Source organism: Xylanibacter rodentium (genome assembly GCF_013166575.1).
Taxonomy (GTDB): domain Bacteria; phylum Bacteroidota; class Bacteroidia; order Bacteroidales; family Bacteroidaceae; genus Prevotella; species Prevotella rodentium.
In genome coordinates, this window is the sequence record NZ_JABKKE010000001.1 from 92,230 (window position 1) to 119,021 (window position 26,792).

23 protein-coding genes are annotated in these 26,792 nt (G+C 42.4%); all 23 read left to right on the forward strand.

Annotated elements, in window-relative coordinates:
• The first annotated feature begins 1,346 nt into the window (after positions 1 to 1,346).
• The 23 genes from ligA (at position 1,347) to HPS55_RS00495 (ending at position 26,759) form a co-directional block, all read left to right on the forward strand.
• Complete coding sequence (gene ligA / locus HPS55_RS00390; protein ID WP_172173385.1) at positions 1,347 to 3,350, forward strand: NAD-dependent DNA ligase LigA; 2,004 nt, start codon at positions 1,347 to 1,349, stop codon at positions 3,348 to 3,350.
• Between the two features lie 559 nt (positions 3,351 to 3,909).
• Entirely contained in the window at positions 3,910 to 4,227 is a 318-nt protein-coding gene (rplU, locus tag HPS55_RS00395; RefSeq protein WP_172173388.1) for a 50S ribosomal protein L21, read from the forward strand.
• Positions 4,228 to 4,247: 20 nt separating this feature from the next.
• Positions 4,248 to 4,511, forward strand: a complete 264-nt coding sequence (gene rpmA, locus HPS55_RS00400) for a 50S ribosomal protein L27 (RefSeq protein ID WP_172173391.1) — start codon at positions 4,248 to 4,250, stop codon at positions 4,509 to 4,511.
• A gap of 289 nt (positions 4,512 to 4,800) precedes the next feature.
• Complete coding sequence (gene serS / locus HPS55_RS00405) at positions 4,801 to 6,090, forward strand: serine--tRNA ligase (protein ID WP_172173394.1); 1,290 nt, start codon at positions 4,801 to 4,803, stop codon at positions 6,088 to 6,090.
• Positions 6,091 to 6,126: 36 nt separating this feature from the next.
• Positions 6,127 to 8,523, forward strand: coding sequence for a bifunctional dihydroorotate dehydrogenase B NAD binding subunit/NADPH-dependent glutamate synthase (locus HPS55_RS00410; protein WP_172173397.1), 2,397 nt, complete (start codon positions 6,127 to 6,129; stop codon positions 8,521 to 8,523).
• Complete coding sequence (locus HPS55_RS00415) at positions 8,520 to 8,888, forward strand: DMT family protein (protein WP_172173400.1); 369 nt, start codon at positions 8,520 to 8,522, stop codon at positions 8,886 to 8,888. The genes HPS55_RS00410 and HPS55_RS00415 overlap by 4 nt, the downstream gene beginning before the upstream one ends.
• A 4-nt stretch (positions 8,889 to 8,892) precedes the next feature.
• Complete coding sequence (locus tag HPS55_RS00420; protein ID WP_172173403.1) at positions 8,893 to 9,624, forward strand: tRNA 2-thiocytidine biosynthesis TtcA family protein; 732 nt, start codon at positions 8,893 to 8,895, stop codon at positions 9,622 to 9,624.
• Positions 9,625 to 9,702: 78 nt separating this feature from the next.
• Positions 9,703 to 10,866: a hypothetical protein gene (locus HPS55_RS00425; RefSeq protein ID WP_172173406.1), complete on the forward strand. Its 1,164-nt coding sequence runs from the start codon at positions 9,703 to 9,705 to the stop codon at positions 10,864 to 10,866.
• A gap of 76 nt (positions 10,867 to 10,942) precedes the next feature.
• Positions 10,943 to 11,815, forward strand: coding sequence for a nucleoside phosphorylase (locus HPS55_RS00430; protein ID WP_172324640.1), 873 nt, complete (start codon positions 10,943 to 10,945; stop codon positions 11,813 to 11,815).
• A gap of 11 nt (positions 11,816 to 11,826) precedes the next feature.
• Entirely contained in the window at positions 11,827 to 13,347 is a 1,521-nt protein-coding gene (gene mnmE, locus HPS55_RS00435; protein ID WP_172173412.1) for a tRNA uridine-5-carboxymethylaminomethyl(34) synthesis GTPase MnmE, read from the forward strand.
• A gap of 236 nt (positions 13,348 to 13,583) precedes the next feature.
• A complete protein-coding gene (locus HPS55_RS00440; protein WP_172173430.1) occupies positions 13,584 to 14,486 on the forward strand; it encodes a helix-turn-helix domain-containing protein in 903 nt (300 codons plus the stop codon).
• 84 nt (positions 14,487 to 14,570) lie between these two features.
• A complete protein-coding gene (locus HPS55_RS00445) occupies positions 14,571 to 15,677 on the forward strand; it encodes a tyrosine-type recombinase/integrase (RefSeq protein ID WP_172173433.1) in 1,107 nt (368 codons plus the stop codon).
• Positions 15,678 to 15,685: 8 nt separating this feature from the next.
• The gene (locus tag HPS55_RS14140) at positions 15,686 to 16,048 is read left to right on the forward strand and encodes a lipofamily protein (protein ID WP_121772253.1); all 363 of its coding nucleotides are present in this window, start codon (positions 15,686 to 15,688) and stop codon (positions 16,046 to 16,048) included.
• 182 nt (positions 16,049 to 16,230) lie between these two features.
• Positions 16,231 to 17,118, forward strand: coding sequence for a mobilization protein (locus tag HPS55_RS00450; protein ID WP_172173436.1), 888 nt, complete (start codon positions 16,231 to 16,233; stop codon positions 17,116 to 17,118).
• A 688-nt stretch (positions 17,119 to 17,806) separates the two neighbouring features.
• Entirely contained in the window at positions 17,807 to 18,175 is a 369-nt protein-coding gene (locus HPS55_RS00455; protein ID WP_172173439.1) for a helix-turn-helix domain-containing protein, read from the forward strand.
• 8 nt (positions 18,176 to 18,183) lie between these two features.
• The gene (locus HPS55_RS00460) at positions 18,184 to 19,560 is read left to right on the forward strand and encodes a DUF3987 domain-containing protein (protein ID WP_172173442.1); all 1,377 of its coding nucleotides are present in this window, start codon (positions 18,184 to 18,186) and stop codon (positions 19,558 to 19,560) included.
• Between the two features lie 78 nt (positions 19,561 to 19,638).
• Entirely contained in the window at positions 19,639 to 20,718 is a 1,080-nt protein-coding gene (locus HPS55_RS00465; protein ID WP_172173445.1) for a DUF6371 domain-containing protein, read from the forward strand.
• 139 nt (positions 20,719 to 20,857) lie between these two features.
• Positions 20,858 to 21,166, forward strand: a complete 309-nt coding sequence (locus tag HPS55_RS00470; RefSeq protein ID WP_172173448.1) for a MobC family plasmid mobilization relaxosome protein — start codon at positions 20,858 to 20,860, stop codon at positions 21,164 to 21,166.
• Positions 21,156 to 22,097, forward strand: a complete 942-nt coding sequence (locus HPS55_RS00475; RefSeq protein WP_151872349.1) for a relaxase/mobilization nuclease domain-containing protein — start codon at positions 21,156 to 21,158, stop codon at positions 22,095 to 22,097. Before HPS55_RS00470 ends, HPS55_RS00475 begins: the two co-directional genes overlap by 11 nt.
• Positions 22,098 to 22,132: 35 nt before the next feature.
• On the forward strand, positions 22,133 to 22,537 hold the full coding sequence (locus HPS55_RS00480) for a hypothetical protein (protein WP_172173450.1): 405 nt from the start codon (positions 22,133 to 22,135) through the stop codon (positions 22,535 to 22,537).
• A gap of 206 nt (positions 22,538 to 22,743) precedes the next feature.
• Positions 22,744 to 24,123: an antiviral reverse transcriptase Drt3a gene (gene drt3a / locus HPS55_RS00485; protein WP_253945754.1), complete on the forward strand. Its 1,380-nt coding sequence runs from the start codon at positions 22,744 to 22,746 to the stop codon at positions 24,121 to 24,123.
• On the forward strand, positions 24,120 to 26,291 hold the full coding sequence (drt3b, locus tag HPS55_RS00490; RefSeq protein ID WP_216653090.1) for an antiviral reverse transcriptase Drt3b: 2,172 nt from the start codon (positions 24,120 to 24,122) through the stop codon (positions 26,289 to 26,291). Before drt3a ends, drt3b begins: the two co-directional genes overlap by 4 nt.
• Before the next feature lie 261 nt (positions 26,292 to 26,552).
• Positions 26,553 to 26,759 (forward strand): helix-turn-helix domain-containing protein, encoded by a 207-nt coding sequence (locus HPS55_RS00495; protein WP_135185654.1) that lies wholly within the window; start codon positions 26,553 to 26,555, stop codon positions 26,757 to 26,759.
• The last annotated feature ends 33 nt before the right edge of the window (positions 26,760 to 26,792 follow it).

The following is a 26,792-nucleotide window of genomic DNA, read 5'->3' on the forward strand; positions in this document are numbered from 1 at the left end:
TGCAATGAAGCATATACGATAAGTTTTTAGCAAAAAGAATAAAAAGCACACGAAGCATACAAAAAAAGAAACGGATTACTTTCAATTTGAAACCACCGGCCGGGAAATGTGCATTTACCTCTTTCGGACGAATTCTCCAAAAAGCTGAGAATGTTCTCCAAAACGGAGATTTCGGTATGAAAATAGCGAAATGAATTCTCCGTTTTGCCATTTCATGTGTTAAAAACGCTATTTTGGTAATGACTTTTTTCGATATTCCTTACAACATGTGTCGCGTTTTATTAACGGTATTGCCGTGGAATAAGCGTTATTATACAGACCATTGGATACAATTAAGGACCGTTTATGTAAGATTGGTTGGTGCGTTTTAAAAACGGAGAATTCGGAGAATCTCCGAAAAAGGAGTATGCACTACATATGATTTCACAGGGTATATAATAATCTATTATTTAAATACATATTATGTATTTAAATAATAGATTATTATATAAAATATTTACTTACAGATTATAACATAATACACACATCCTGTTTTCGGAGATTCTCCGAATTCTCCGTAATAAATCACAACATCAATTGTAAATAAAAATAGCCTCCACACATCATATATGAGTCTCTGTTACACAGCACATCACGACTTTCCTTTATCTTTAAATGTAAATATTCAGCAAAATTCCGTCCATAGAAAACTCGGAGAAATGACTTTGAAAAATGCTATTTCAGCATACGAAAAACACGTTTTTAACACATGAAATGGCAAAACGGAGAATTCATTTCGCTGTTTTCATACCGAAATCTCCGTTTTGGAGAATCAATCCGGCCCGTTTTTACGCGGGTTTTCTCTCATTCCTACAGAAAGGCATGTGGGGCAGAAATGCAAAAACATGCCTTAGGGTTCTGAAAATCGTATTTCCAGGCAAAGAATCGTGGATTGAGGCCCCAAAAATGTGTCATTATGCCTCTGAAAACAATACCCTTTATGCAGAAATAGCAAAATTCCCGCATCCCCAAAGTTCCGTTTTCGCATTCCTAAAGTGCCACTTTCACATCCCCAAAGTGGCACTTTTACATACTCAAAGTGCCACTTTCGCAATGCAATACTGGCCGTTCTGATGCAACAATATCATAACAGTCAGACACTTTCGATACACTACTTTCATTTTTATTATATGCAAGTAGTTTGGTTTTATGGTCTTTTTGTCATAACTTTGTAGTCGTATTTTCCAAGTGGGTGTATCAAGAACTCGATTCTTATGAAGTTTACAGAAGCATATTCTTGCATTTGTCCACTGATTTGTCCACTGTGATAGGTATTGAATATGATAACAAGATAGAAAACATTTCGCATGAACGAGAAAGACAGAATATTACAGCTACGCAACGAGCTGCATGAGCACAATCGCAGATACTATGTACTGAACATGCCGACTGTAAGCGACATGGAGTTTGACATGATGATGCGCGAACTGCAGGAACTTGAGGCACGACATCCGGAGATGGCCGACGACAACTCTCCGACACAGAGAGTGGGAAGCGACATAAACCGTGAGTTCACTCAGGTAGAACATCGCTATCCTATGCTCTCACTGTCAAATACTTACAACGAGGCAGAGGTGGCGGACTTCTACAATTCGGTAAAGAAAGGATTGGGTGGCGAAGACTTCGAGATTTGCTGCGAGATGAAGTACGACGGACTGTCCATCAGTCTGACATACGAGAACGGACGTCTGGTGCGTGCCGTTACACGAGGTGACGGGGTGCGCGGTGACGACGTCACGGCCAATGTGAAGACAATAAAATCAATTCCATTGGTAGTAAATGCGGAAGTTCCGGAGAAATTTGAAATACGCGGTGAGATACTTATGCCGTGGCGGGTGTTCGAACGCCTGAATATGGAACGTGAGGCAGCCGAAGAGCCGCTCTTTGCCAATCCGCGCAATGCGGCAAGCGGAACGCTGAAAAGCCAGAACTCCGCACTTGTAGCCAGCCGCCAATTGGATGCCTATCTGTATTATATGTTAGGCGACGAGCTGCCTTTTGACGGACATTGGGAGAATCTTGAAACCGCCCATGGGTGGGGATTCAAGACAAGCGATGGCATGCGCAAGGTCAAGACCCTTGAAGAAATATACGAATTTATAAGGTTTTGGGACAAAGAGCGCAGCAATCTGCCGGTAGCCACTGACGGCATAGTGCTGAAGGTCAATTCTTTGCGACAGCAGCGTGCTCTCGGTTACACAGCCAAGAGCCCAAGATGGGCCATAGCATACAAATTCAAGGCCGAACGTGAGCGTACACGTCTGAACGAGGTGACATTCCAAGTGGGACGTACAGGCCATATAACCCCCGTAGCCAATATGGAACCCGTGCAACTTGCCGGAACAACAGTACGCAGGGCCACGCTCAACAATGAAGACTTTATCCGTTCATTCAATCTTCATATCGGCGACTATGTGTATGTGGAGAAAGGCGGCGAGATAATACCGAAGATTGTAGGTGTGGACGAGAAAAGCCGAGAAAGCGATGCCGAACCTGTAAAGTTTGCCGTGTACTGCCCTGAATGTGGTGCCACGCTGATACGTCCAGAAGGCGAAGCCGCACACTATTGTCCGAATGATTCGGGATGTCCGCCGCAGATAAAAGGACGCATAGAACATTACATATCGCGCAAAGCGATGAATATAGACAGCCTGGGACCGGAAACTGTAGACGAGTACTATCGCCGCGGACTGATACATAATGTGGCCGACCTCTACGATATCCAAGTACAGCAGATTAACGGTGATGGCAGCCGTGAGAAGTCAGCCCGCAAAGTGGTACAGGGCATAGCCGACTCGCTACAGGTGCCCTTCGAACGGGTGGTGTTTGCTCTCGGCATACGGTTTGTGGGCGAGACGTCAGCCAAACTCCTTGCCCGCCATTTCAAGACGATGGATGCGTTGGCCTCTGCCGGCATCGACGAACTGATGCAGGTGGAAGGTATTGGCGAAGTGATAGCGCGCAGCGTGATAACCTATTTCCACGATCCTGTAAACATGAAAATAGTGGAGCGACTGCGCGACTATGGCGTACAGATGCAATTGAGCGAAGACCAAATGGCTGGCACAGACGACCGACTGGCCGGCCGGACGATAGTGATAAGCGGTGTTTTCAGCCGCCACAGCCGCGATGAGTACAAGGCCATGATAGAGAAATACGGCGGTAAAAATTCCGGTTCGATAAGTTCAAAGACGTCATTCGTCCTTGCAGGTGAGAACATGGGACCTTCAAAACTCCAAAAAGCCGAGAAACTTGGAGTTCGGATAATCAGCGAAGATGAATTCTTAAAAGAAGTGCTTGGTGCGGATTGAGTCTGTAAAGACAAATTCACCATCAGGCACAACGAATATTGTGCGCCCACACAACAAATATTTCAAAAATATATCAATAAAAGTTTGGGAAATATAAAAAAAAGCCATATCTTTGCATCGTTATCCTGAAAACAATCTTTTTACCTTAAAAGGTACTAATACCTATTGAAGTATATGGAGCGACTGCCTGTGAAGGTCATCGCTTTATTTTTTTATACGGGACACTTTCATCGAATACACTTAACCATGTTTCAATTACCGGTAGGACACGCTTTCGGTGCGTTTGCTCATATTTATTCAAGTGAGTATAAATGTGCTGTTTCGATTTGTAAAAGAGGCATTTGAAAATCAAACCAGTTATAAATCCAACGTCAGACAATGGTTGTTGTATAATGCAAATGTTTAATTATTGTTAAATCAGTGGTTTTTGTTTCATTATCTCTCCACCAAATCCATTTAAATATAGTAACTTTGCGCCCGATTTAGTCCGTGGAGGCTCAAACAAGTGATAGCACGAAGCATGTCCGCCTGCCGGAAAAAACCGTTTAATATAATATTAATGTACGCAATTGTAGAAATTAACGGTCAGCAGTTTAAGGCCGAACAAGGCAAAAAGCTCTTTGTTCACCACATCCGTGACGCAAAGGAAGGTCAGGCTGTTGAATTCGAAAAGGTGCTGCTCGTAGACAAGGACGGCACTGTCGAGGTCGGTGCACCTACCGTAAACGGTGCAAAGATTGTATGTGAGGTGTTGAATCCCCTGGTAAAGGGCGATAAAGTCATCGTATTCAAGATGAAGCGTAGAAAGGACTATCGCAAGAAGAATGGTCACCGCGCACAATTCACAGAGGTAGAAATCAAACAAGTAATCGCTTAAAAATCAGGAGGAAGTAGAAAATGGCACATAAAAAAGGTGTTGGTAGTTCGAAGAACGGCCGTGAATCAGCTTCACAAAGATTAGGCGTTAAGATTTGGGGTGGCCAAAAGGTAATTGCAGGCAACATCATTGTTCGTCAGCGTGGTACAAAACACAATCCCGGCAACGGTGTGGGCATCGGCAAAGATGACACCCTTTACGCATTAGTGGATGGAGTTGTAAACTTCAAGCGTGGTCGTCGTGACAAGAGTATAGTTTCGGTTATACCTGACGCAGAAGCATAAACCGAAGAAATAAACAATACATAATTTATTCCAAACAAACAACAGGAGTCCCATATCTCTGCATTCAGAGAAATGGGACTTCTGCCGTTATTATCAATTATATTCCACGTCACCCTACACTGCCCTCCAGCCCACGCATTGCCAATGCAGATATGGAAGAGACCGCAATGTTGTTTTTAACATTTAAGACAACGATTTTAAGCGACAAAAAACCATCGTCTTTAATCTTTTTTCCGTATCTTTGCATGATATTTAAGAATAGTTTATAAAAAAATAATATAATAATATTATGCTTACACTCAAATTAATCAGTGAAGAAACTGAACGTGTGATAAAGGGCTTGGGAAAAAAGCACTTCAAAGGTGCAAAAGAAGCCATTGAAAATGTGCTCGAAGCAGACAGACGCCGTCGTGAAGCACAAGCAAAATCAGACAAGAACAAGCAAGAAGCCAAACTTATGGCTGCCCAAGTGGGAACACTGATGAAGCAAGGCAAGAAAGAAGAGGCTGAAGAAATAAAGTCAAAAGTAGCCGCACTGAAACAATCCGACAAGATTCTGGAAGATGAGATGACCAAAGCGGAAAAGGAACTGACGACACTCTTGTGCTCGATTCCAAATATCCCCAACGACGATGTACCGGAAGGTGCCGGTGCCGAGGACAATGTGGTGGTGAAAGAAGGCGGTCAGATGCCCGATTTGGGCGAGGAAGCCATGTGTCATTGGGATCTATGCAAGAAATATAATCTGATAGACTTTGACCTCGGTGTTAAAATCACAGGAGCGGGATTTCCTGTATACATCGGTAAAATGGCCCGTTTGCAACGCGCATTGGAAGCTTTCTTCCTTGAGGAAGCACGCAAGAGCGGCTATCTGGAAGTACAGCCGCCATATGTTGTCAACGAGGCATCCGGATATGGTACGGGGCAGTTGCCCGACAAAGAAGGACAGATGTACCACTGCAACGAGGACAACCTATACCTGATTCCTACGGCCGAAGTTCCGGTGACAAACATATTCCGTGACGTGATTCTCGACGAGAAAGACTTGCCCATCAAGCGTTGTGCCTACTCCGGATGCTTCCGCCGTGAAGCCGGCAGTTATGGCAAGGATGTGCGCGGCCTGAACCGTCTGCATCAGTTTGACAAGGTTGAGATTGTACGTATCGACACTCCGGACCACTCGTACGAAAGTCTCAACGAAATGCTTGAACACGTGGAAGGTCTGGTAAAAAAACTCGAACTGCCCTACCGCATACTACGTCTCTGTGGCGGTGACATGAGTTTCACTTCTGCCATATGCTACGACTTCGAAGTGTATAGTGCCGCACAGAAACGCTGGCTGGAAGTTTCATCAGTATCGAATTTCGAAAGCTATCAGGCCAACCGACTGAAATGCCGCTACCGCAACTACGAAACCAAGAAGACGGAATTGTGCCATACACTGAACGGTTCGGCTTTGGCCCTACCTAGAATAGTGGCCACTATCATAGAAAACAATCAGACACCGGAAGGCATACGGGTACCGAAGTGTCTCGTACCCTACTGCGGTTTTGAGATATTGGACGACAAAAACTTTTAAAAGTCGTATGCTTCCAACCTCCAAATCTTCAACAACATGTTCAGAATAGTAAAGAAAAAGCGTTTCTCAGAGAAAGTTTTTCTCTTTGAGATAGAGGCTCCGATGATAGCAAAGAGCCGTAAGGCAGGCAATTTCGTGATTGTGCGCATCGACAGTAAAGGAGAACGCATGCCACTGACCATAGCAGACTCTGATATAAAACGCGGCACAATAACACTTGTAGTGCAGGAGGTTGGTCTGTCGTCAATCAAGCTGTGCCGGTTGAACGAAGGTGACAATGTAGCCGATGTGGTGGGACCCCTCGGCACACCGACACACATTGAAAAGTTCGGCACAGTGATTTGTGCCGGGGGTGGTGTCGGCGTGGCTCCGATGCTTCCCATCATCCGGGCGCTGAAAGCTGCAGGCAACAGAGTATTGTCAGTCATTGCCGGACGTAACAAAGACCTGATTATATTGGAAAACGAGGTGCGCGCAAGTAGCGACCGGCTTATCATAATGACAGATGACGGCTCTTACGGTGAAAAAGGCATGGTGACGGCCGGCATGGAAAAACTGATACAGCAAGAAGGTCATGTGGACAAGGCTTTTGCAATAGGACCTCCGATAATGATGAAGTTCTGCTGCATGCTCACACAGAAATATGGTATACCGACCGACGTGTCGCTCAACACCATCATGGTAGACGGCACCGGCATGTGCGGAGCCTGCCGACTGACTATAGGCGGCAAGACCAAGTTTGTGTGTATAGATGGTCCGGAATTCGACGGTTCGCTGGTCGACTGGGACGAGATGTTCAAACGCATGGGAACATTCAAACGCGCCGAACAAGAGGAACTGGAACATTTTAAAACCGCAGCAAACGCATCGCCGGATGCTGAGCTCAAGGCTCCGGACAGCAGTGTGCCGGCTGAAAACGGGACTGCCAACAACTGTAAAGGCGGTATGAAAACCGATACGACCGCAGAAAACGTACAGGAAATGACATCACGCGAGGCACAATGGCGCAAGGTATTGCGCGCATCGCTGAAACCGAAAGATCGCACAACGATACAAAGAGTGACAATGCCGGAACTGGACGCCGACTACCGAGCTACAACACGCACAGAAGAAGTCAACATAGGACTGACACCGGAAATGGCAATGCAGGAAGCCAAACGATGCCTTGATTGTGTCAACCCAAGTTGTGTGGAAGGATGTCCGGTGAACATAAACATTCCGACGTTCATAAAAAACATAGAAAGAGGCGATTTCCTATCGGCAGCCAAAGTCCTGAAACAGACTTCCGCTCTGCCTGCTGTGTGTGGCAGGGTATGCCCTCAGGAAAAGCAATGCGAGAGCCGGTGTACATATCTGAAAATGAACAAGCCGGCCGTTGCCATCGGTTATCTTGAAAGATTTGCGGCAGATTATGAACGCCAAAGCGGGCTGATATCCGTGCCGGAAATGGCTCCGGCAAACAATATAAAAATTGCCGTGGTTGGTTCCGGACCATCGGGACTGAGTTTTGCAGGAGATATGGCAAAACGCGGTTACGACGTGCACGTTTTCGAGGCTCTTCATGAAATTGGCGGAGTGCTGAAATACGGCATACCGGAATTCCGTCTGCCCAACAGTATTGTGGACGTAGAAATAGACAACCTGCGAAAGATGGGAGTGCACTTCACTACAGATTGTATTGTAGGAAAGACCATTTCAATCGAACAATTGGAAAACGACGGATTCAAAGGCATATTTGTCGGCTCCGGTGCGGGGCTCCCCAACTTCATGGGTATACCCGGTGAAAACCTTATCAACGTCATGTCGTCAAACGAGTACCTGACACGAGTGAATCTGATGGATGCTGCCAATCCCGATACCGACACTCCAATGAACTTTGGAAAACATGTGATGGTGGTAGGTGGAGGCAACACCGCCATGGACTCATGCCGCACGGCAAAACGCTTGGGAGCTGAGGTGACCATAGTATACCGCCGTTCGGAAACAGAAATGCCGGCACGGATTGAAGAAGTGAAACATGCTCGTGAAGAGGGAATAAACTTTCTCACATTGCACAACCCAATAGAGTATATCGGTGACGCAAACGGAACCGTCAAGCAGGCTGTACTCGAGGTAATGCGACTCGGAGAGCCGGACGAAGGAGGACGCCGGCGTCCGGAACCGACAGGAGAGACAAAGGTAATAGATGTAGACCAAGTGATAGTGGCGATAGGCGTATCCCCCAACCCACTCGTCCCGAAATCTGTAGCGGGTCTTGAACTTGGGAAAAAGAATACTATAACAGTAAACGACATGATGCGTTCGTCGCGCCACGACCTGTTTGCCGGAGGTGATATAGTACGGGGCGGAGCCACCGTGATACTCGCAATGGGAGACGGACGGCGTGCAGCAGAAAACATGGACAAACAGCTAATGGAAGAACAAAACAAATGAACGGGCTGTATACAGTATTACTGCTCATACTAAGCAATGTGTTCATGACACTTGCCTGGTATGGGCATCTTAAATTGCAACAGAATGGCACATCAAGCAACTGGCCATTGGTGGGAGTAATTGTATTTTCATGGGCTATCGCCTTTTTTGAATATTGTTGTCAGGTGCCGGCCAATCGCATAGGCTTTCAAGACAACGGAGGCCCATTTAGTCTTGTACAGTTGAAAGTTATACAAGAATGTATCAGCTTGGTTGTATTTGTTATAATGGCAAATATCATGTTTCACGGACAGAACCTGCAATGGAACCATGCACTTGCTTTCCTTTTGATAGTGTTTGCAGTATATCTTGTATTCATGAAGTGATGCCATGCCAGCGAGCAACAATAAAGACAAACTTGAAAGAAAAATTGTAAAACGCTTTAGAAAAGCGCTTTCCGACTATCGACTTATAGAAGATGGAGACAAAATTCTTGTAGGTCTGTCAGGTGGAAAGGATTCATTGTGTCTGTTGGAGATGCTTGGTAGAAGAGCTATGATAAACAAGCCGGAATTCAGTGTCGAAGCCATACACATAAAAATAGAAAACATAAATTACGAATCGGATACGGCATACCTGAAAAACTTCGCAGAACGGTTTGGCGTACCATTGCATATCGTCACTACACGATTCGACAAGAAAGACGATTGCCGCAAACCGACATGTTTTCTCTGTTCGTGGTACAGACGCAAAACAATACTCAGATTTGCCCAAGAATCAGGATGCAACAAGATTGCTCTCGGCCATCATATGGACGACATCATACACACTGCGTTGATGAACACATTTTACCAAGGACGCTTCTCCACAATGCCGGCAAGTCTGAAATTAAACAAGATGCCCCTTACCATCATCAGACCACTATGTCTGGTGGCTGAGGCCGACATAAGAATGTATGCAGAAATACAAGGCTACGAAAAACAGCTCAAGCGATGTCCACACGAGCGGGAAACAAACCGAACTGCAATCGGAAAGATGTTTGAAGAACTGGAAAAAACAAATCCGGAAATAAGGTATTCCGTATGGAACGCACTTGAAGCAGAGAATAAGTTGATTGAGTAGTCTTTAATTTTTGTTAATACATTATGAGGTAATGAATCTTTTCATTACCTTTGTTAATCCTAAAACAACAGAGACATAATGAAGAGAACGTTTTTATTCGTAATAATGGCAATACTGGCTTTCACATACTCGCCGGCGCAAAGAAAGATTGCACGGAAGGCAAAGCCCGCAAAAGAAACAAAAGAGAATGTTGATCCACGGATTGAGAGCATGACAATCTCAACACAGAAAGTAATGTTCATTGACAGTATCGTAGCAGACAAAAATACTTTTCTGAAAGAATACAGACTCAATGACGAAGCCGGCTCACTGCATAGATACAACGATTTCTTTGCAACCGACAAGTTGCCCGAATCATATATACATATCAACGAAATGGGCAATAAATGTTACTATTCGCTTGGAGACACATGCGACATGAAATTGTACACAAGTGACATGTTGGACAAGACTTGGACCGAACCGGTAGAACTTAAAGGCATATACGACAAAGAAAAATACAACTCCTTGTCATTCCCGTTCATGATGGCCGACGGCACCACATTATATTTTGCAGCCAAAGGCACGGAAAGTATCGGTGGATATGATATTTTTGTCACACGGTTCGACTCCGAAACGGGTCAGTATCTCAAGCCCGAGAATATTGGAATGCCTTTCAACTCTGAGGCAAACGACTATATGTATGCAGTGGACGAGCTTGACAGCATAGGATGGTTTGTCACAGACCGCAACCAACTGGAAGGCAAAGTATGTATATACATATTCATTCCGTCGGACACACGGCAGACATATCAGACTGAGGCATACTCGACGGAACAGATTGAACGGTTTGCACGCATAGCTAAAATATCCGATACTTGGGAGAACAAGAGCATCAGGTCAAAGGCCATGGCCAGATTAAAAAGCATTACAGAAGGGAAAAGAGAAAATAACAACGGCAGCCGAATGCGCTTCGTCATCAATAATAACACGATATACCGAACGTCAGCCGATTTCCGTTCGAAGGAAAATATACAAAGGTTTGAAACACTGAAAACGATGACATCAAATCTGAATACTCTTGCCACAGCATTAGACAAGGCACGCAAGTATTACTCCAAAGCCAATGCTCAAGAACGAAACGAACTAAAAGAGGAGATACTAAAAAGCGAAAAACAATATGAGCGTCTGGAAATGGATATAAAACAATTGGAAAAGGACATAAGAAACTCTGAAAACCAATATTATGTCAAAAAAGAATAGACTACACTTTTGTCTGACTGCTGAAATAGACAAAGAACAGTTCTAAGTAAAAAATCAACTTAAAAATAACGATATTATGAAGAAATATTTTGCAGAATCGGAACTGATAATCAATCAAGACGGAAGCATATTCCATCTTCACTTGAAACCGGAGCAGATGGCCGACAAGATAATCCTCGTTGGAGATCCCGGACGAGTGGAACTCGTGGCATCACATTTCGACAGACGTGAATGCGAAACGGAAAATCGAGAATTCCGAACTGTCACAGGAACTTTCCGCGGCAAACGCATCACTGTACAGAGCACAGGCATAGGCTGCGATAATATAGACATTGTTCTGAACGAAATGGACGCTCTTGCAAATATAGACTTCAAGACACGTACAGAAAACGAAGCACACCGACAACTGACCTTTGTACGCATCGGTACATGCGGAGGACTGCAGCCATACACTCCGACTGGAACATTTATAATAAGTGAGAAAAGTATCGGGTTCGACGGGCTGCTGAATTTCTATGCTGGACGCAACGAGGTGTGCGACTTGGATTTTGAACAGGCATTCACCAAACACATGAATTGGAACAGACAGCTCGGCTCACCATATGTGATAGACGCAGACAAGGAACTGACCGAGCGTATCGCGGCAAACGACATGGTACGCGGAGTGACTATAGCCTGTGGAGGATTCTTCGGCCCGCAAGGACGTGAGTTGCGCATTCCCCTATCCGACCCTGACCAAAATAAGAAAATAGAACGATTTGTACATAACGGTCACCGCATCACAAACTTTGAGATGGAAAGTTCGGCCATTGCAGGACTGGCCCGACTGATGGGACACAAAGCTACAACATGCTGTATGGTAATAGCCAACAGACTGGAGAAACAGGCAAATACAGGATACAAAAATACTATCGACAATCTGATAGAAAAAGTATTGGAACGAATCTGACATATATATAAATGGCAAATGATACAATATGCGCCCTCGCCACACCGGCCGGGGGCGCCATTGGAATAATACGTATATCAGGAAGTCTGGCTATAAACATAACCGATAGCATTTTCCGTCCTGCCAATGTATGCAGAAAGAAGGACGGAAATGAAAGTACCACAGCCGGACATCTCAAGAAAGCGCGCACACAAACAATACATTATGGAACAATAACAGATTCCGAAGGGAATATCATAGATGATGTTCTCGTGGCATTATTCCGTGCCCCTCATTCGTATACCGGCGAGGACAGCACTGAAATATCATGTCACGGTTCACGTTATATCCTCAATAAAGTTCTACAACTGCTCATTGATGCCGGATGCCGACAGGCACAACCGGGCGAATACACACAACGTGCGTTTCTCAACGGCAAAATGGATTTAAGCCAGGCTGAAGCCGTGGCCGATCTGATCGCAGCCACCAACAGCGCAACCCACCGTATTGCAATCGGACAATTACGTGGTAATATCAGCACCGAACTGTCACAACTGCGAGACCGTCTGCTGAAAATGACATCTCTCATCGAACTGGAACTCGACTTCAGTGACCATGAAGAGCTGGAATTTGCAGACCGCACTGAGTTATTGTCATTAGCAAACACGATATCCCAACACATCAACAACCTGACATCAACATTCGCTTCTGGCCACGCCATCAAGCAAGGCATACCGGTAGCCATAGTCGGGAAGACAAACGTCGGTAAAAGCACACTGCTCAACTTACTGGTAGGAGAAGATAAAGCCATTGTAAGCAACATACACGGTACAACACGTGATGTAATAGAAGATACGACCGACATTAACGGAGTTACTTTCCGGTTCGTAGATACGGCCGGATTGCGTACCACTGACGACGAGATAGAACGCATCGGAATAGAGCGCACTTACCGGAAACTGAATGACGCAACCATTGTTTTATGGATTGTAGATTCCATTCCGTCTCACGAAGAATGCAGGGATATAATAAGCCGCTGCCATAACAAAAAGTTGATAGTGGTCAATAACAAGACCGATATAACCGATATTACCACACAACTCTCCAAGCTATTCTATTGCATAACCCAATCTTATATTACAGATAGCAACGAAGAAAACCGCACTTACTTATCTTCAAATTACAATACTGAAATTACAGATACAAAGACAAAAACGACAATACCATCATCTGATATAGAAATTATAGGCATCAGCGCTGCAACAGGCAACAACACCGAAACTCTGCGTAACACGATATATCGTTTGGCCGACATTCCTGCCATACACGAAAATGATGTAATACTCACATCTGCCAGGCATTATAACTCTCTTATCCTCGCACATAAGAGTATAATTCGAGTAATTGATGGATTAAATCTCGGGCTTAGCGGTGATTTGCTCAGCGAAGATCTACGCATATGCATAGAACATCTGGCCGAAATAACTGGCAACCAAATTAACACAAACGAAGTTTTAGCAAATATCTTCAAGCATTTCTGCGTCGGAAAGTAAGGGGTGATTACCAACGATTAGCACATATCATCAATGATTATTAAGGCGTTCATTTTGAGCGCCTTTCTTTTTAGCCTTATAAGCGATGATTATCGTTTATAGGGCTTTTTTAGCTCATTTTTGTACCGCATTTGTTGCTCGCTTGTTACTCTCCGATTTTAGTGGATACACTGGTACGTCATGGTACGTGGTGGTACGCGATGAAACATATTTGGCGAAATAAACGGATAAATAAAATGAGTAGTAGAATAGACATTCAGAAAAGATTTAAGTGGTGCAATGCTGTTTTCATAGCCCATAAGACCACCACAGAGTATTGTTCACACCGATGCGCAAACCTTGCCTATAAAGACAGGGTTAGGAAACAGCGCATTGAAAGTCTGCAACACAAACTTGGGAAAAGCATCAAGACACCTCCAAACTTAAACAAAGAGTATCTTACCCCATCAGAAGTAGCCGAACTATTAAATATCGGGCGCACTTCCATATATCGCTATATCCGCAATGGAGTAATCAAGGTAATCCGAATTGAAAGAAAAACACTTATTCGCAAAGCTGACATAGAAGATATGACAGACTTTTTTGTTCAAGAAGCAGAAAACAAACAATCCAAAGAAAAAGCCCCTATCACTGACTTCTACACCACCGCCGAAGTCAAAGAGAAATATCATGTAAACGAATCATGGATATTCTTGGTGGCTAAGAAGAACAACATACCTCGGACTTTCAATCGTGGCAAGACCTACTGGAGTAAGAAACACATGGATGCTTACTTTGCCAAGAAAGCTCCGAACCCCGACATTACCGAATGGTACAACACACAACAAATGCAGGAAAAATTCGGCATGACCTTATCCGCTATCTACACTTTCGTTTCCAAGAACGACATCCCGAAGAAGAAAGAGGGTATCATGGTTTATTATTCCAAGAAGCACGTGGATATAGCCAAAGGTGTGGCACCACCCAAAGAGCCACAGTATTATACGGTAGCCGAAGCAATGGAGAAATTCAATCTTACCCGTGACCAACTCTATCATTATGCGAAGTATCATAATATCCCAAAGGTCAAAAAAGGCAAATACACGCTTATCTCCAAACCTGAATTGGAGAAATTGCTTGAAGCTCCAAAGATTGGATAAGTTATTTTTCGGTGAATGTACCCACCATTGAATCACCTTATTCCTTTGCATCAAACAAATGTAAAACTCTAAATATTAAAAAGTATGACACACACGTGTACAAAAGTAACAGTTTGTCAGAGAGCGATTCGGAATAATCGCATCTCCTTGTATCTGGACTATTATCCGGCAATTCGTAACCCCGAAACCATGCAGATGAGCCGTCGGGAATACCTCGGCATTTACATCTATGCCCACCCGAAAAACGAAATGAAACGGGAGTTTAACAACGATATGTTGAACAAGGCAGAGGCTATCCGTTGCATCAGGGTACAGTCGCTCATCAATGAAGAGTTCGGCTTCTTGGATAAGACCAAACAAAAAGACGACTTCCTCGCCTACTTCAAGAAGATGTGCCGAAGTAAGGATCAGAAATGGATGTTTGTCTATCAGCATTTCTATAACTTCGTCAAAGGGCAATGTACCTTTGGTGAGGTAAATGTGGACTTGTGCAAGAAGTTCAGAGAGTATCTGTTGAACGCCAAACAACTCAAACATAGCAATCGCCCCATATCCCTCAATTCGGCATCCGGTTATTACTCCACTTTTAGAGGATTATTAAAGATTGCCTATCGAGATAAATGGTTTCGAGAAAACATCAATGACTACCTTGATAAGATTGAGCCACAAGATGTGAAGAAAGAGTATCTGACACTGGACGAAGTGAAACAACTTGCCGCCACCCCTTGCGACATCCCCGTTCTGAAAGTCGCTTCTCTGTTTGCTTGTCTGACAGGCTTACGTATCAGCGATATTCTCAATCTTCAATGGGAAGACTTTGCCATCGCTCCCGACCAAGGCTATTGTTTGCGTATCAGAACACAGAAAACCCAAACAGAAGCAACGCTCCCCATCAGTTACGAAGCCTACGAACTATTCGGTACGCCCGACACAAGTAAGGTATTCAAAGGATTACAGCGAAGCATGATTAACTATCCGCTGAAGAACCGGCTCAAAAAGGCAGGAATAACGAAGCCGATAACCTTCCACGGATTTCGTCACTCCTACGCAGTTATCCAAATCTCTTTAGGTACAGATATTTATACGGTTTCAAAGATGCTAACCCACAAAAACGTTTCCACCACTCAAATCTATGCAGATTTGGTTAATGTGAAAAAACGGGAGACAGCCAATAAGATTTCACTGAAATAAATACACCTATGAAACGAGGAATCATAACAAACAACGGGCAAGGCATCCATATTTCTGATAGCGAAGTATGGATGACCTCTTGGGAGATTGCCGACTTGTTTTATACAACGGTTGGAGCTATCAATCTTCGCATAAAAACGATATTGAAAGCCAATATCTTAAAGGAGTATGAAGTCTGCCAATGTATAAGATTAAAGAATGGGAATTATGCCGACGTGTATAATCTCAACATGATTATAGCCCTATCCTACCAAATAAATACTGGACATTCAGCTGAATTCAGGAAATGGGTTATCAATAAAGTTGCCTCCAAGCAGAAGAACATATCACTATTTATTCCAATAAGGTCAGCTAACACTTACAATTGCTAATACCCACAACTTAAAAGTCCGATGTAGGCTAGTCCCATGTCGGACTTTCCTTTGCTATTGTGGCACAGGTGGCATAGAAAAATGCTACCTATCGGTGCCAAAAGCTACCACTTCTCGGGAAATGTATCTACACATCTTGCAAATGATATATATTTGCACATAAACGATTAACATATATCATTATGGAGCAGAAAAAGACAGAACATATTACTTTGAATCTGATTGTTTTCGGAACAATCGTCATCATTGGTATTTTAGCCCGTCAGACCGCATTGCACTATGGTTGGGATGAGTTCAGCGGCTACCTTATTTTGGTGGTATGCTCCATTGTCATAGGAGCTATCTATCTCAATCTACAAATGGTATTCAGCCAACTTCTTTCACCGACAATAGAGAAGTGCTTTATGAGATTTGAGTGTTACCGCAATAAGGCTATAGCGGTAGAATCTCCAGTGGCACACACGGGACTTGCCGAAAATACTATAAATTCAGAACCTATCATTTCTGAACCAGAACCAGAACCCGAAGTCGAAACTACATCTGACACAACAGAAGAAGTTTCTACTCCTTCGTGTCTTGAACTTAATGAAGACGTGGCAGAACTTCCAAAGGAAGAAGCCACACCTTCTACTATCAATAATATATCTATCGAAGAATCCAAGCAACCGACAGAATACGAGATATTCCGTGCCAATGCTATGGCCGAAAAGGAACGGGCATCGCAAGAAAAGTTAGATAAGGTTCTCTCATATACGAAACAACACTTAGTTCTCTATCTTAGCGAAACTGACCTTAATCGTCTATGTGGATATATCACAGAATACTACTTCTCAGATTCCCTGCCTAAAGTTGAGCAGATAAAGGTAGATGCTCAATTAAAAACCATTGACATCATGCACTTTGGTTGGAATATCGGCAAGGTATTCGGCAAACCACGCCTACAGACTGCCACATTCATAAAAAGAGTATTTGCTCATACTCTCCGTGATTCGGAAATATCCACCATTGAGCGCAAAATGTCGCACACGGAATCTGAGTGCAAGATTAAGCTGGATAGAAAGATTGCATAACCAAGAAGCTACCTTCTATTTTGACTAGAATAATGAGCCTCTAAGCTATGTAGCTGTTGAACAAACAAGTTTGTTTGTTTCGTATTTTCAACCTTATGGTATAAACATATCATTATATATTCTGCCAATAAATTTTCATTGTGAATATAATGATGAGCACAATCAAACACAGGTATATTAGGGTCTAACTTTACATTTTCCACAACATCTATACGGATAGGAAAATATCCATAAACATTGAATTTATCCGATGTCCTAGCCCAACACCACTTATATAGACAAGACCCACCAAATGAATCAGATGTATAGTTCCTTATATAGTATAAGATTTTTAAACGCTTCCATAGGTATGGCAATAGTATAACGAGACCTATTGCCAGAACAATTATCCACAATGGTATAGGGTATGTAATATATGATGATGGAATACTAAATAGAATTTCCAATAATCCTATCAATGATAAAACACCACCAACTATTGGCTTTGAAAAGAATAACAACATTTTTTTCATTGTGTAGAACTTATCTTTAAAACTGTACCTATTTTACAAGTACAAAGGTAGCTAAATTCCTTGTAATCACGGCCAACCACCTTCAAAAAGTTATTCATCAGTTATATTTTGGTGAATAATTCCACCATTGAAACACCTGTTTCCTTTGCCGTCGAACAATTAAAAACGAGCGACGTATGCAAAAAGAAACAGTAACATTTGATAAGCTGCCCGAAGCGGTAGATTATCTGACCGAACAGGTCATCGAGTTGAAAAGAATGGTGTCGGAACTTCAACCTCCTACATCAGACAAACACGTGTTGGTTGAAATTGAGGATGCTTGCCGTATCATCAGAAAAGCCAAACCAACCATTTATACCTTGGTACGCAAGGGACTGCTTCCTGCCTATAAGAAAGGTAAGAAGCTCTATTTCTACGAGGACGAACTTCTTTCTTGGATTGAGAACGGACGGAAAAAGACTTCCGAACAAACATATGAGGAGATGCTGGCAAATATGCAAGGCAGTGTCCGTCATAAGCCCAAATCATCCGTGAAACTTAAATGAGTGTAGCTATGGATACATATTCTATTAATCCGGCATCCATCATTGACAAAGCGGTTGATTTAAGTATGCGACTGGCGGGTACTGATTTTCCAGTCAGCATATTTCCGACAAAAATCCAACGCATCATCAGCGAGGTACACGAATGCCATAATTACCCTACTGACTACATCGCCGCAGCCATCCTTACGGCAATAGCGGTCGGCATAGGTAACATGCATCTTGCCCAAATCAAACAAGGCTGGCTGGAAAGCCCCATCCTGTATATGGCATTGATTGGAAGACCGGGAGCTAACAAAAGCCATCCGCTCAGCTTTGCGATGAAACCGTTTCTTGATTATGACTACCGACAGAATCAGGAATTTGAAAAGGCTCTTGCCAAGTACGATGAGCTGATGAGCATGAGCCGCAAGGAACGTGCGGAAAGCGGTGGAGAGCAATTTCCGCAAGAGCCTATCCGCAAACGCTTCTTGGTTTCGGATGTAACGCCCGAAGGATTGAGCCTCATTCATGCGCAAAATAAACGCGGGCTATGCTTGTGGGCCGATGAATTATCCGCTTGGTTCAAGAACTTCAATCGATACAACAACGGTTCGGAAGAACAGTTCTGGCTTTCGGTATTCAGTGCCAAGACCACCATATCCGACCGCAAGAATGCCAAGAGTTTCATCTTCATCAAGCGTCCGTATATATCGGTCATTGGTACTATCCAAAAGAAAATCCTGAACGAGTTGGCTAAAGGTGAACGCTCCAGCAACGGGTTTATCGACCGCATCCTGTTTGTGATGCCCAATCTGCAACAGAAGGCACGATGGAATGACAAAGAATTGCCGGAAGATATAGAACAAGAATGGAATGCCATTATTGACCAACTTATACAATCAGAGTGTAACCTCAATGAACAAGGAGAGATTGACCCGCAAATTCTCTGCTTCTCAGAGGATGCCAAGAAACGGCTTTACGAGTGGCAGCACCATTTCTCAGAGCTGTGCGACCGGGAAACAAATGATACCATCGTAAGTATCTATTGCAAGCAGGAGATATACATCATCCGCTTCTGCCTGATTATCCAACTGGCACGATGGACTTGCGGAGAGTGTGACAAGACGTGTATCGACCTGCTGGCCGTGGAGAGAGCCATTAAACTGACGGAGTATTTCAAAGAGTCCGCATTGAGCGTACAGAATATTCTGAATGAAAATGCCCTCAACAGCCAGCAACAAGCGATAGTCAATCTGTTGCCTCCTTCCTTTACTACTGCCCAAGCTATACAGGTAGCCGAGCAAAACGGAATGAAGGAGCGGACATTTCAACGCTTCCTCAATGACAATATCGGGAAGTTGTTCCGCAAAGAGAAGCATGGAGAATATTCAAAGATTAACCTGTGACATTTTTGTCGGTTTTGACACTTTCCAAGCGAAAACGACAATAACGACAAAAATGACACATATAAAAAGAAACATACAATGAGTACACATAGATTCATATTAGAACCCTACAAAGGTGTCAGCACCCGGCATACTTGCCCGAACTGCCACCGCAAAAGATGTTTTTCAAAGTATATCGATACAGAGAAACAAATCCGGTTCCCTGATTACGTAGGTCGTTGTGACCATGAGCAGAAATGCGGTTATCACTTCACGCCTCGTGATTACTTTGAGCAGAATCCATCTGAAAAAGAAAAGTTTGCTGAGAATAGCTTCGGAAGTTATACACCTATTAAAGATGTAAAACCGATAGCCATCTCCTACATGGATTTGGATATAGTCAACCAATCATTGCGTGGCTATCCTGCGAACAAGTTGTTTCAGTTTCTATCGGCTCAGTTCGGAGAGGCAGAAACATTAAAGCTAATGAAGAGATACAAGGTTGGCACATCCAAGTATTGGGACGGTGCAACCGTATTCTGGCAGACGGACAATCAGAATAAAGTTCGCACGGGTAAGATAATGCTTTACAATTCCGAAACAGGTAAGCGGATAAAAGAACCGTACAATCATGTCACGTGGGTACACTCCGTACTGCACAAGGGCGATTACAATTTGAAGCAATGCTTCTTTGGTGAACATCTGCTTCCTGAAGACAAAAGCCGTCCTGTTGCACTGGTCGAAAGCGAGAAAACAGCACTCATCGCTTCCTACTATCTGCCGCAATTCTTATGGATAGCATCAGGTGGAAAGAACGGCTGTTTCAATGCCAACAACCTATCTGTTCTAGCAGGAAGAAACGTTGTGTTATTCCCTGACTTGGGAGCGACCGACTATTGGCAGAGCAAAATCGGGCTGATGAAAAGCTACGGAATTGAGGTGCGAATGTTCGATTATCTGGAAGCCAACGCCACCGAAAACGAGCGAAAAGAGGGGTACGACATAGCCGATTATCTACTCAAAGTGAAGCCTGATGAAGCCATCCTTCAACAAATGATAAGGAAGAATCCGGTCTTGAAAGCACTAATAGAAACATTCGATTTAAAGCTCGTCAGCGTACAACAAGGCATTCCACAACCGAAGGTTTCACCACCCAAGAAACGAGGATTCAGACTTTGAACTTAGGGAGAGGAATCGAGACTTTTTTTACTGTAGCAAGTTAATGTCGGTGTATTACATTTCCCGACCACTTGCTCCTCAAAAAGTCTGAGGAGGCGGTTCCCAATGGTCACACATTATTCACTAAAAACAGATTCAAATGGAAAAGAAATATACAGTAACACTCCGTCTGTCATATCAGCAATACGCATGGCTTGGTGCGCTTTGCAGACGGAGCAAGCAGACTCAAAGCGAAGTGATCCGTTCGCTCATCGAAAACGGTTCGGTACGTGAACGAATCACGCAAGAGCATATCCACATCATCCGTCAACTGATTGGCGAAAGTATCAATCTTAACCAGTTGGCAAGACAGGCAAACACCTACGGTTTCTTCGCTGTAGCGGACAGATGCAAGGAAATGGCTCAGCACATTAACCTACTTATAAAACGTTTGAAAGATGATCGGTAAACAGACTAAAGGGACATCGTTCGGTGGCTGTGTTAGCTATGTTCTCAAAGAGGAGAAATCCAAATTGCTGGAAGCAGTTGGAGTAGAAGGTACACCCGAACAGATGGCGGAGCAATTTGAGTTACAATCGCTACTCAATGATAAGGTAAAGAATATTGTCGGACATACTTCGCTCAACTTCTCACCAGAAGATAGCGAACGCTTGAAACATGATGATGAACTGATGTTGCAAATTACCCACGACTACATGAAACTGATGGGCATCGAAAACACGCAGTATATCATTGCCCGGCATATCGACCGTGAACATCCGCATTGCCACATCGTCTTTAATCGAGTGGACAATGACGGCAAAACGATTAGCGACAAGAATGACTTTCGCAGGAATGAGAAAGTTTGCAAAATGTTGACCGCCAAATATCGCTTGCATTTTGCCAATGGTAAAGACCATATCAAGGAAGAACGATTGCGCCCTTATGACCGAGCAAAGCATGAGATATACAAAGCGTTGAAAGAGGAACTGTCCCAAGTACAAAATTGGGCTGACTTAAAGGATGCACTTGCCGACCGAGACATTGATATGAAATTCAAGGTCAGCCGAACTACACGGGAAATACAGGGTGTAAAATTTGAGTACAACGGTTTTTCTTTCTCCGGCTCTAAGATTAGCCGAGAGTTCAGCTACTTGAATATCGACAACCGACTAGAAGAGAATGCTTGTGCATCCTTGTTTGAATCACCCAAACAGGAATCCAGACATAAGGAAGAAAATGTACAACAAAGCGTTTCCCATTCCGATGATGGCTCAAGCATCAGTCTCGGCTTGCTAAACGGCAACTCATCCTACGATGCCACTGCCGCAGAAGAAGCCGAGTTCAATCGCCTGATGAAAAAGAAAAAGGCTAAGCGCAAGCGAGGCTTTCGTTTATAATTCACTATTCATTAATTTTTTAAACTCAATCAATTATGGTACAAAACGATTTGATTCTTGATTTCAATCTCTACTTGTGTGAGAAATTCGGCTACAGAAACAGTTGTAGCGTGATGCAAAATGCCAATGGCTTTTGCGTGGACATCCGTGAACGTGATTTAAACTGCTACATTCGCTTCTGGGAGTACAGCGACGGAAGAGGCAACTTCCCCGACTGGTCTATCATCATTGTGCGCAGCAACTTCAAAAAGAACCAAGAAGAAAGCCTAAAAGATTTGGCTCGCTTCTTCAAGGAGTACATGCCACGCTACGGTTACAAATACCTCTGCACCGAAGGCGACGACTACAAGTATTATCAGACACTCGGTTTGAAACTTATCCATAAAGACTTGTTCGGGCAAGATAACTATGGATTGGCGTTGAAAGATTTGAATGTCTGATACTTGGTTTAGGGTTAAGGAGAGGACTTTTTCCTCTCCTTTTCTCTTTATATAGCAGATAATTTTATATCTTTGCAAGCGGAAATAATGAGTATTCTTCGAAACATATAAAAATAGATAAACTCAAAGAGATGTCTCAATATAGTTTCTCATATAACTACGATTCGCTATATGATGCGTTCAATGCGGTGAATAGGAAGGGAAAGATGCAGAAAAGGTATCTTTCTCCTGAATATTTGGCTAAAGCTCAGGAGTATCGTGAAATGAGAAAGAACCTAAATAAAATATTGAGAAAGAAAAAAGCTGAGCGCACAGAGGAAGAAACGAGTGAGGTTGACAAGTTGAAGCAATTGATGAAAAATAATGCTCAGCAACAGAAAATCTTGTTGCAAGAGCATCTTAGCAAAGTGTCTTCAAGGATTTTATCAAGCAGCTTTCGTTTCAACCTTACTCCAGATGCGTCAGAAGATCCGCAGAAGCCGCTTTATACTATTGGAGCTACAGCTGAAGAGTTTTTCGCGATGCAAGTCCTTTGCAGAAATATGAAGAAACTGTTTAAAATATCTATGTCAAGTCGTCACGAGATACTTTTTCAGTTAAAGACGTTATTAATGGAAGATAAAAGCAGGTACTATATCATCCGAACGGATGTTTGTCACTGCTTTGAATCGATACCGCATGATAAATTATTTAAGTATTTGGAGGGCAACAATCTGCTTGATGTAAAGAGTAAATCCCTCTTGCACGGACTTATTAGAAAGGAGTTTGAAGTCAAGAATCTTCGTCCACGTGTACCGACTCCACGAACTGGTATTCCAAGAGGTTGTGCTATCAGTTCACTACTATCTGAATTCTATTTGTCCAAGATAGATGAGATGATTAAGTATACATTGCCCGGTATATTATTTCTTGGTAGGTATATGGACGATATGGTGCTTGTTATTCATCCTGATATCAGAGATGAATACCATAAACCAATAGATTGGTACATTGATAAACTTGAAAATATTTATTCCCAAATGGGATTAGATATACATACGCCATCAGATGGTTCAGGGAAATGCTACACTTATGATTCGGCTAATACCGTAGATTTAGATTTTAATCTATTAGGATATAATATTCATATTGATAAAGAAGATAATCTACTATTTTCGCTCTCTCAAGACAAATTGGATCGTATTACAAGCAGAATAGATAAGTCGTTTACAACTTTTTATAAGATGATTGATATCGCAGGTTTTGATGTTGCAGCACACTATCTGTTTGATGCGCTTCATGTGTTAACCTGCAACATAAATCTGTACAACGCAAAGAAAGGGGTTAAAGTTGGTATTTTTTACTCCAATCAGCTATTGGATAATAAAAAAAATCTATCATATTTAGATGGACAACTGAAGCGCAATATAGGTAGGCTAAATCTTTCTTCAAAGAAATCTATTGCAATTGCACATAGAACTGCAATAGAGGAAAGTCTAAAAAGGAAGCTTGCATTACTATCTTTTACAAAGGGTTTTGATTATCCTCACAAGCGTTACAAAGTAAAGAAGCAGAGACTTCGAACAATTAAATCATCGTGGGTATGAAGCGTAGAAAAAAGGTAAAACTAAATTATAGTAAAGAGCGAGTACTCTTTTCAGACGTTCTGCCATACGAGTGTCCGATTATTTTCTCAAACAAGTATCTATACAGATTTCTTGCAAAATACCTATGGGTAGGTAAAGTTGGAAAGAAAGAGACACAATTGAAACAAACAAAACGAACTGATGAAGAAGATTCATCTGCTTTTGCTGCATTACTTTTTGGCTGTTATGAGCATGGTAAGCCAATAAGTGATTTGAAACACAAGAATAGTGCCCTATTCTACCCATATCAATTTAATATCGCCCACAAGACGAATAAGACCCGAACGCTGTCAATTATACATCCGTATAACCAGTGGCAGGTTGTGGAGTTTTATGATCAGTATAAGTATTCTATACTCTATCTTTGCAATCAGAGTAAATACTCTATTCGCAAACCGCACAAGATAGCACAATACTTTTACTATAGAGATCGACTTCACCGAAGGTTGTCCGGGCATGAAAGTGATAAAGTTGAATTGTTCTTCAATGAATATGAAAATTTGAAAACTTATTTCAGCTACGAGAAGTATTCAAATATATACAAGTTCTATGAGGATTACAGATACCAGCGTGCAGAAAAGAAATTCAAACTTCTTGTGAAGTTCGACCTACAGAGTTGTTTCGACAGTATTTATACCCATACCATAAGTTGGGCAACAGCAGGTGGTGCGGACAAGGTAAAGGTCTTACCTGGATATCATGGTTCATGGGTTGGCGATGCATTTGATAATCTAATGCAATCGGTCAATGCTCGCGAGACGAATGGTATCGTAATAGGTCCGGAGTTTTCTCGAATCTTTGCAGAGATTATACTTCAGTATATAGATCAAAAGGTTGAACAGGAACTATTGGGAAAAGACCTCCGTCAGAAATCCTCCTATGAGTGTTATCGGTATGTTGACGACTATTTCCTCTTCTATAATGACGAAAATGACAGGAATCTCTTCATGGAAAGTCTAACAAAATGGCTGAAGGAATTCAAATTGCAGATTAGTCCATCCAAAACAGAAGAGTTTGAAAGGCCCTTTATAACAAAGGTGACTATTGCCAAACAGCAAATTGAAAATTTGCTGAGCACTATATTCTCGACTCCACTTTGGGAAGAAGTAGAATCAAAATTAAACGCAGAAGAAGAGGAGGAAACGGAAGACGAAGAATTAGATAAAGACAGAGAAATATTAGATAAGAAATTCAATATATACCTGTCTGCAAATAGCGTAAATGCTCAAATAAAAGCAATAGTAAGGGAATGCGGAATTGAATATCGCGATATAGCAAATTATCTGCTTGAGAAGATAAGTCAACGCCTTGACGCTTTTCTTAATCGATATGAAATAGGTTTCAAGAAGTATGAGCGCCTGATGTCAAAAGAAGAGGCGAATAAGGATGAGGTTGAAATTCATGCACAACGAGTACAAAGGAAGCTCACAAGTTATCTTGTATCTCTAATTGATGTGGTATTCTTCGTGTTCAATAGCAACAGGCAGATAAATACAACATTGAAATTGCTGAAGATAATGAATTCCATCATTATCTATGGAAAACGACATGGTGATTTCAAAGTTAATCCGGAGGTTAGATTCCAAACGATAAGCAAGGATATTATCTTTAAAAAGATTCAAGATGAAATAGCCTTGGTGCTGGCTACAACAGATACACATCGAAACACCTTGCATGAAAGCCTCTATCTATTAATATTGGCTAAAGAGTTAGGCTATGCATATCTACTCGCACCGGAAGTTATTAAATCATTCATTGGTAAAAGTGAACTACAGTATAACCTTTTCGCATGTATTATATTATTGTATTACTATGCGAATCACAAGTGCTATTATGAACAAAAGGCTTTATTGAAAAAAGAGATTTTAAAGAAGTATCGGCTTGTTGCGGAATCTGAGCGCAAACGCAATTCAGAACTCACGATTCTCACGGCTGATATGATGACTTGTCCCTTTGTGGATGATGCATACAAGCAAAGCCTTCTTGCATTGATAGGCATTACAGAGATAAAAGATCAGCAGATGATAATGCGCTTTGCCAAGAAGCAAAAGTACATTTTCACCCGCTGGACAATGTTTAATTTAAATAAAGAATTACAGGCAAAGATTTCACAGGAGGTATATTCGTAGCTTCTGTAACAGCTGTTGGTCCAACTACACTTTCACACACATAACCTTCAAGCTAGCCGAAACGACGCAGGAAGTTACGTTTTCCAAAATGGTTGGTTAGGATTGTACCAAATGTGAAATCTTGCTTTTTTAAACACTTACATCCGATTGAGCGGCATTTGAATGTAATCGAGTGAGGAGGAAAAGTTTTCTTCCTCTTTTCTCTTTTTATAGCATAATATTTTATATCTTTGCAAATATATATGATATAAAGACAAAGCAATGGATAAACCCATGAATCGGATAAAAGAAGTGCTTGAAGAAAGAGGCATAAAACAAACTTGGCTGGCTGAGAAACTTGGCAAGAGTTTCTGTATAGTTAATGCGTATGTATGTAACAGACGGCAACCCAGTTTAGAAGTGTTGTTTGAGATAGCCAAAATCCTAAATGTAGATGTTAAGGAACTTATTCATTCATCCGAGAAATAACGAATATCCTTGTTTTACCCATTCAATAAATTT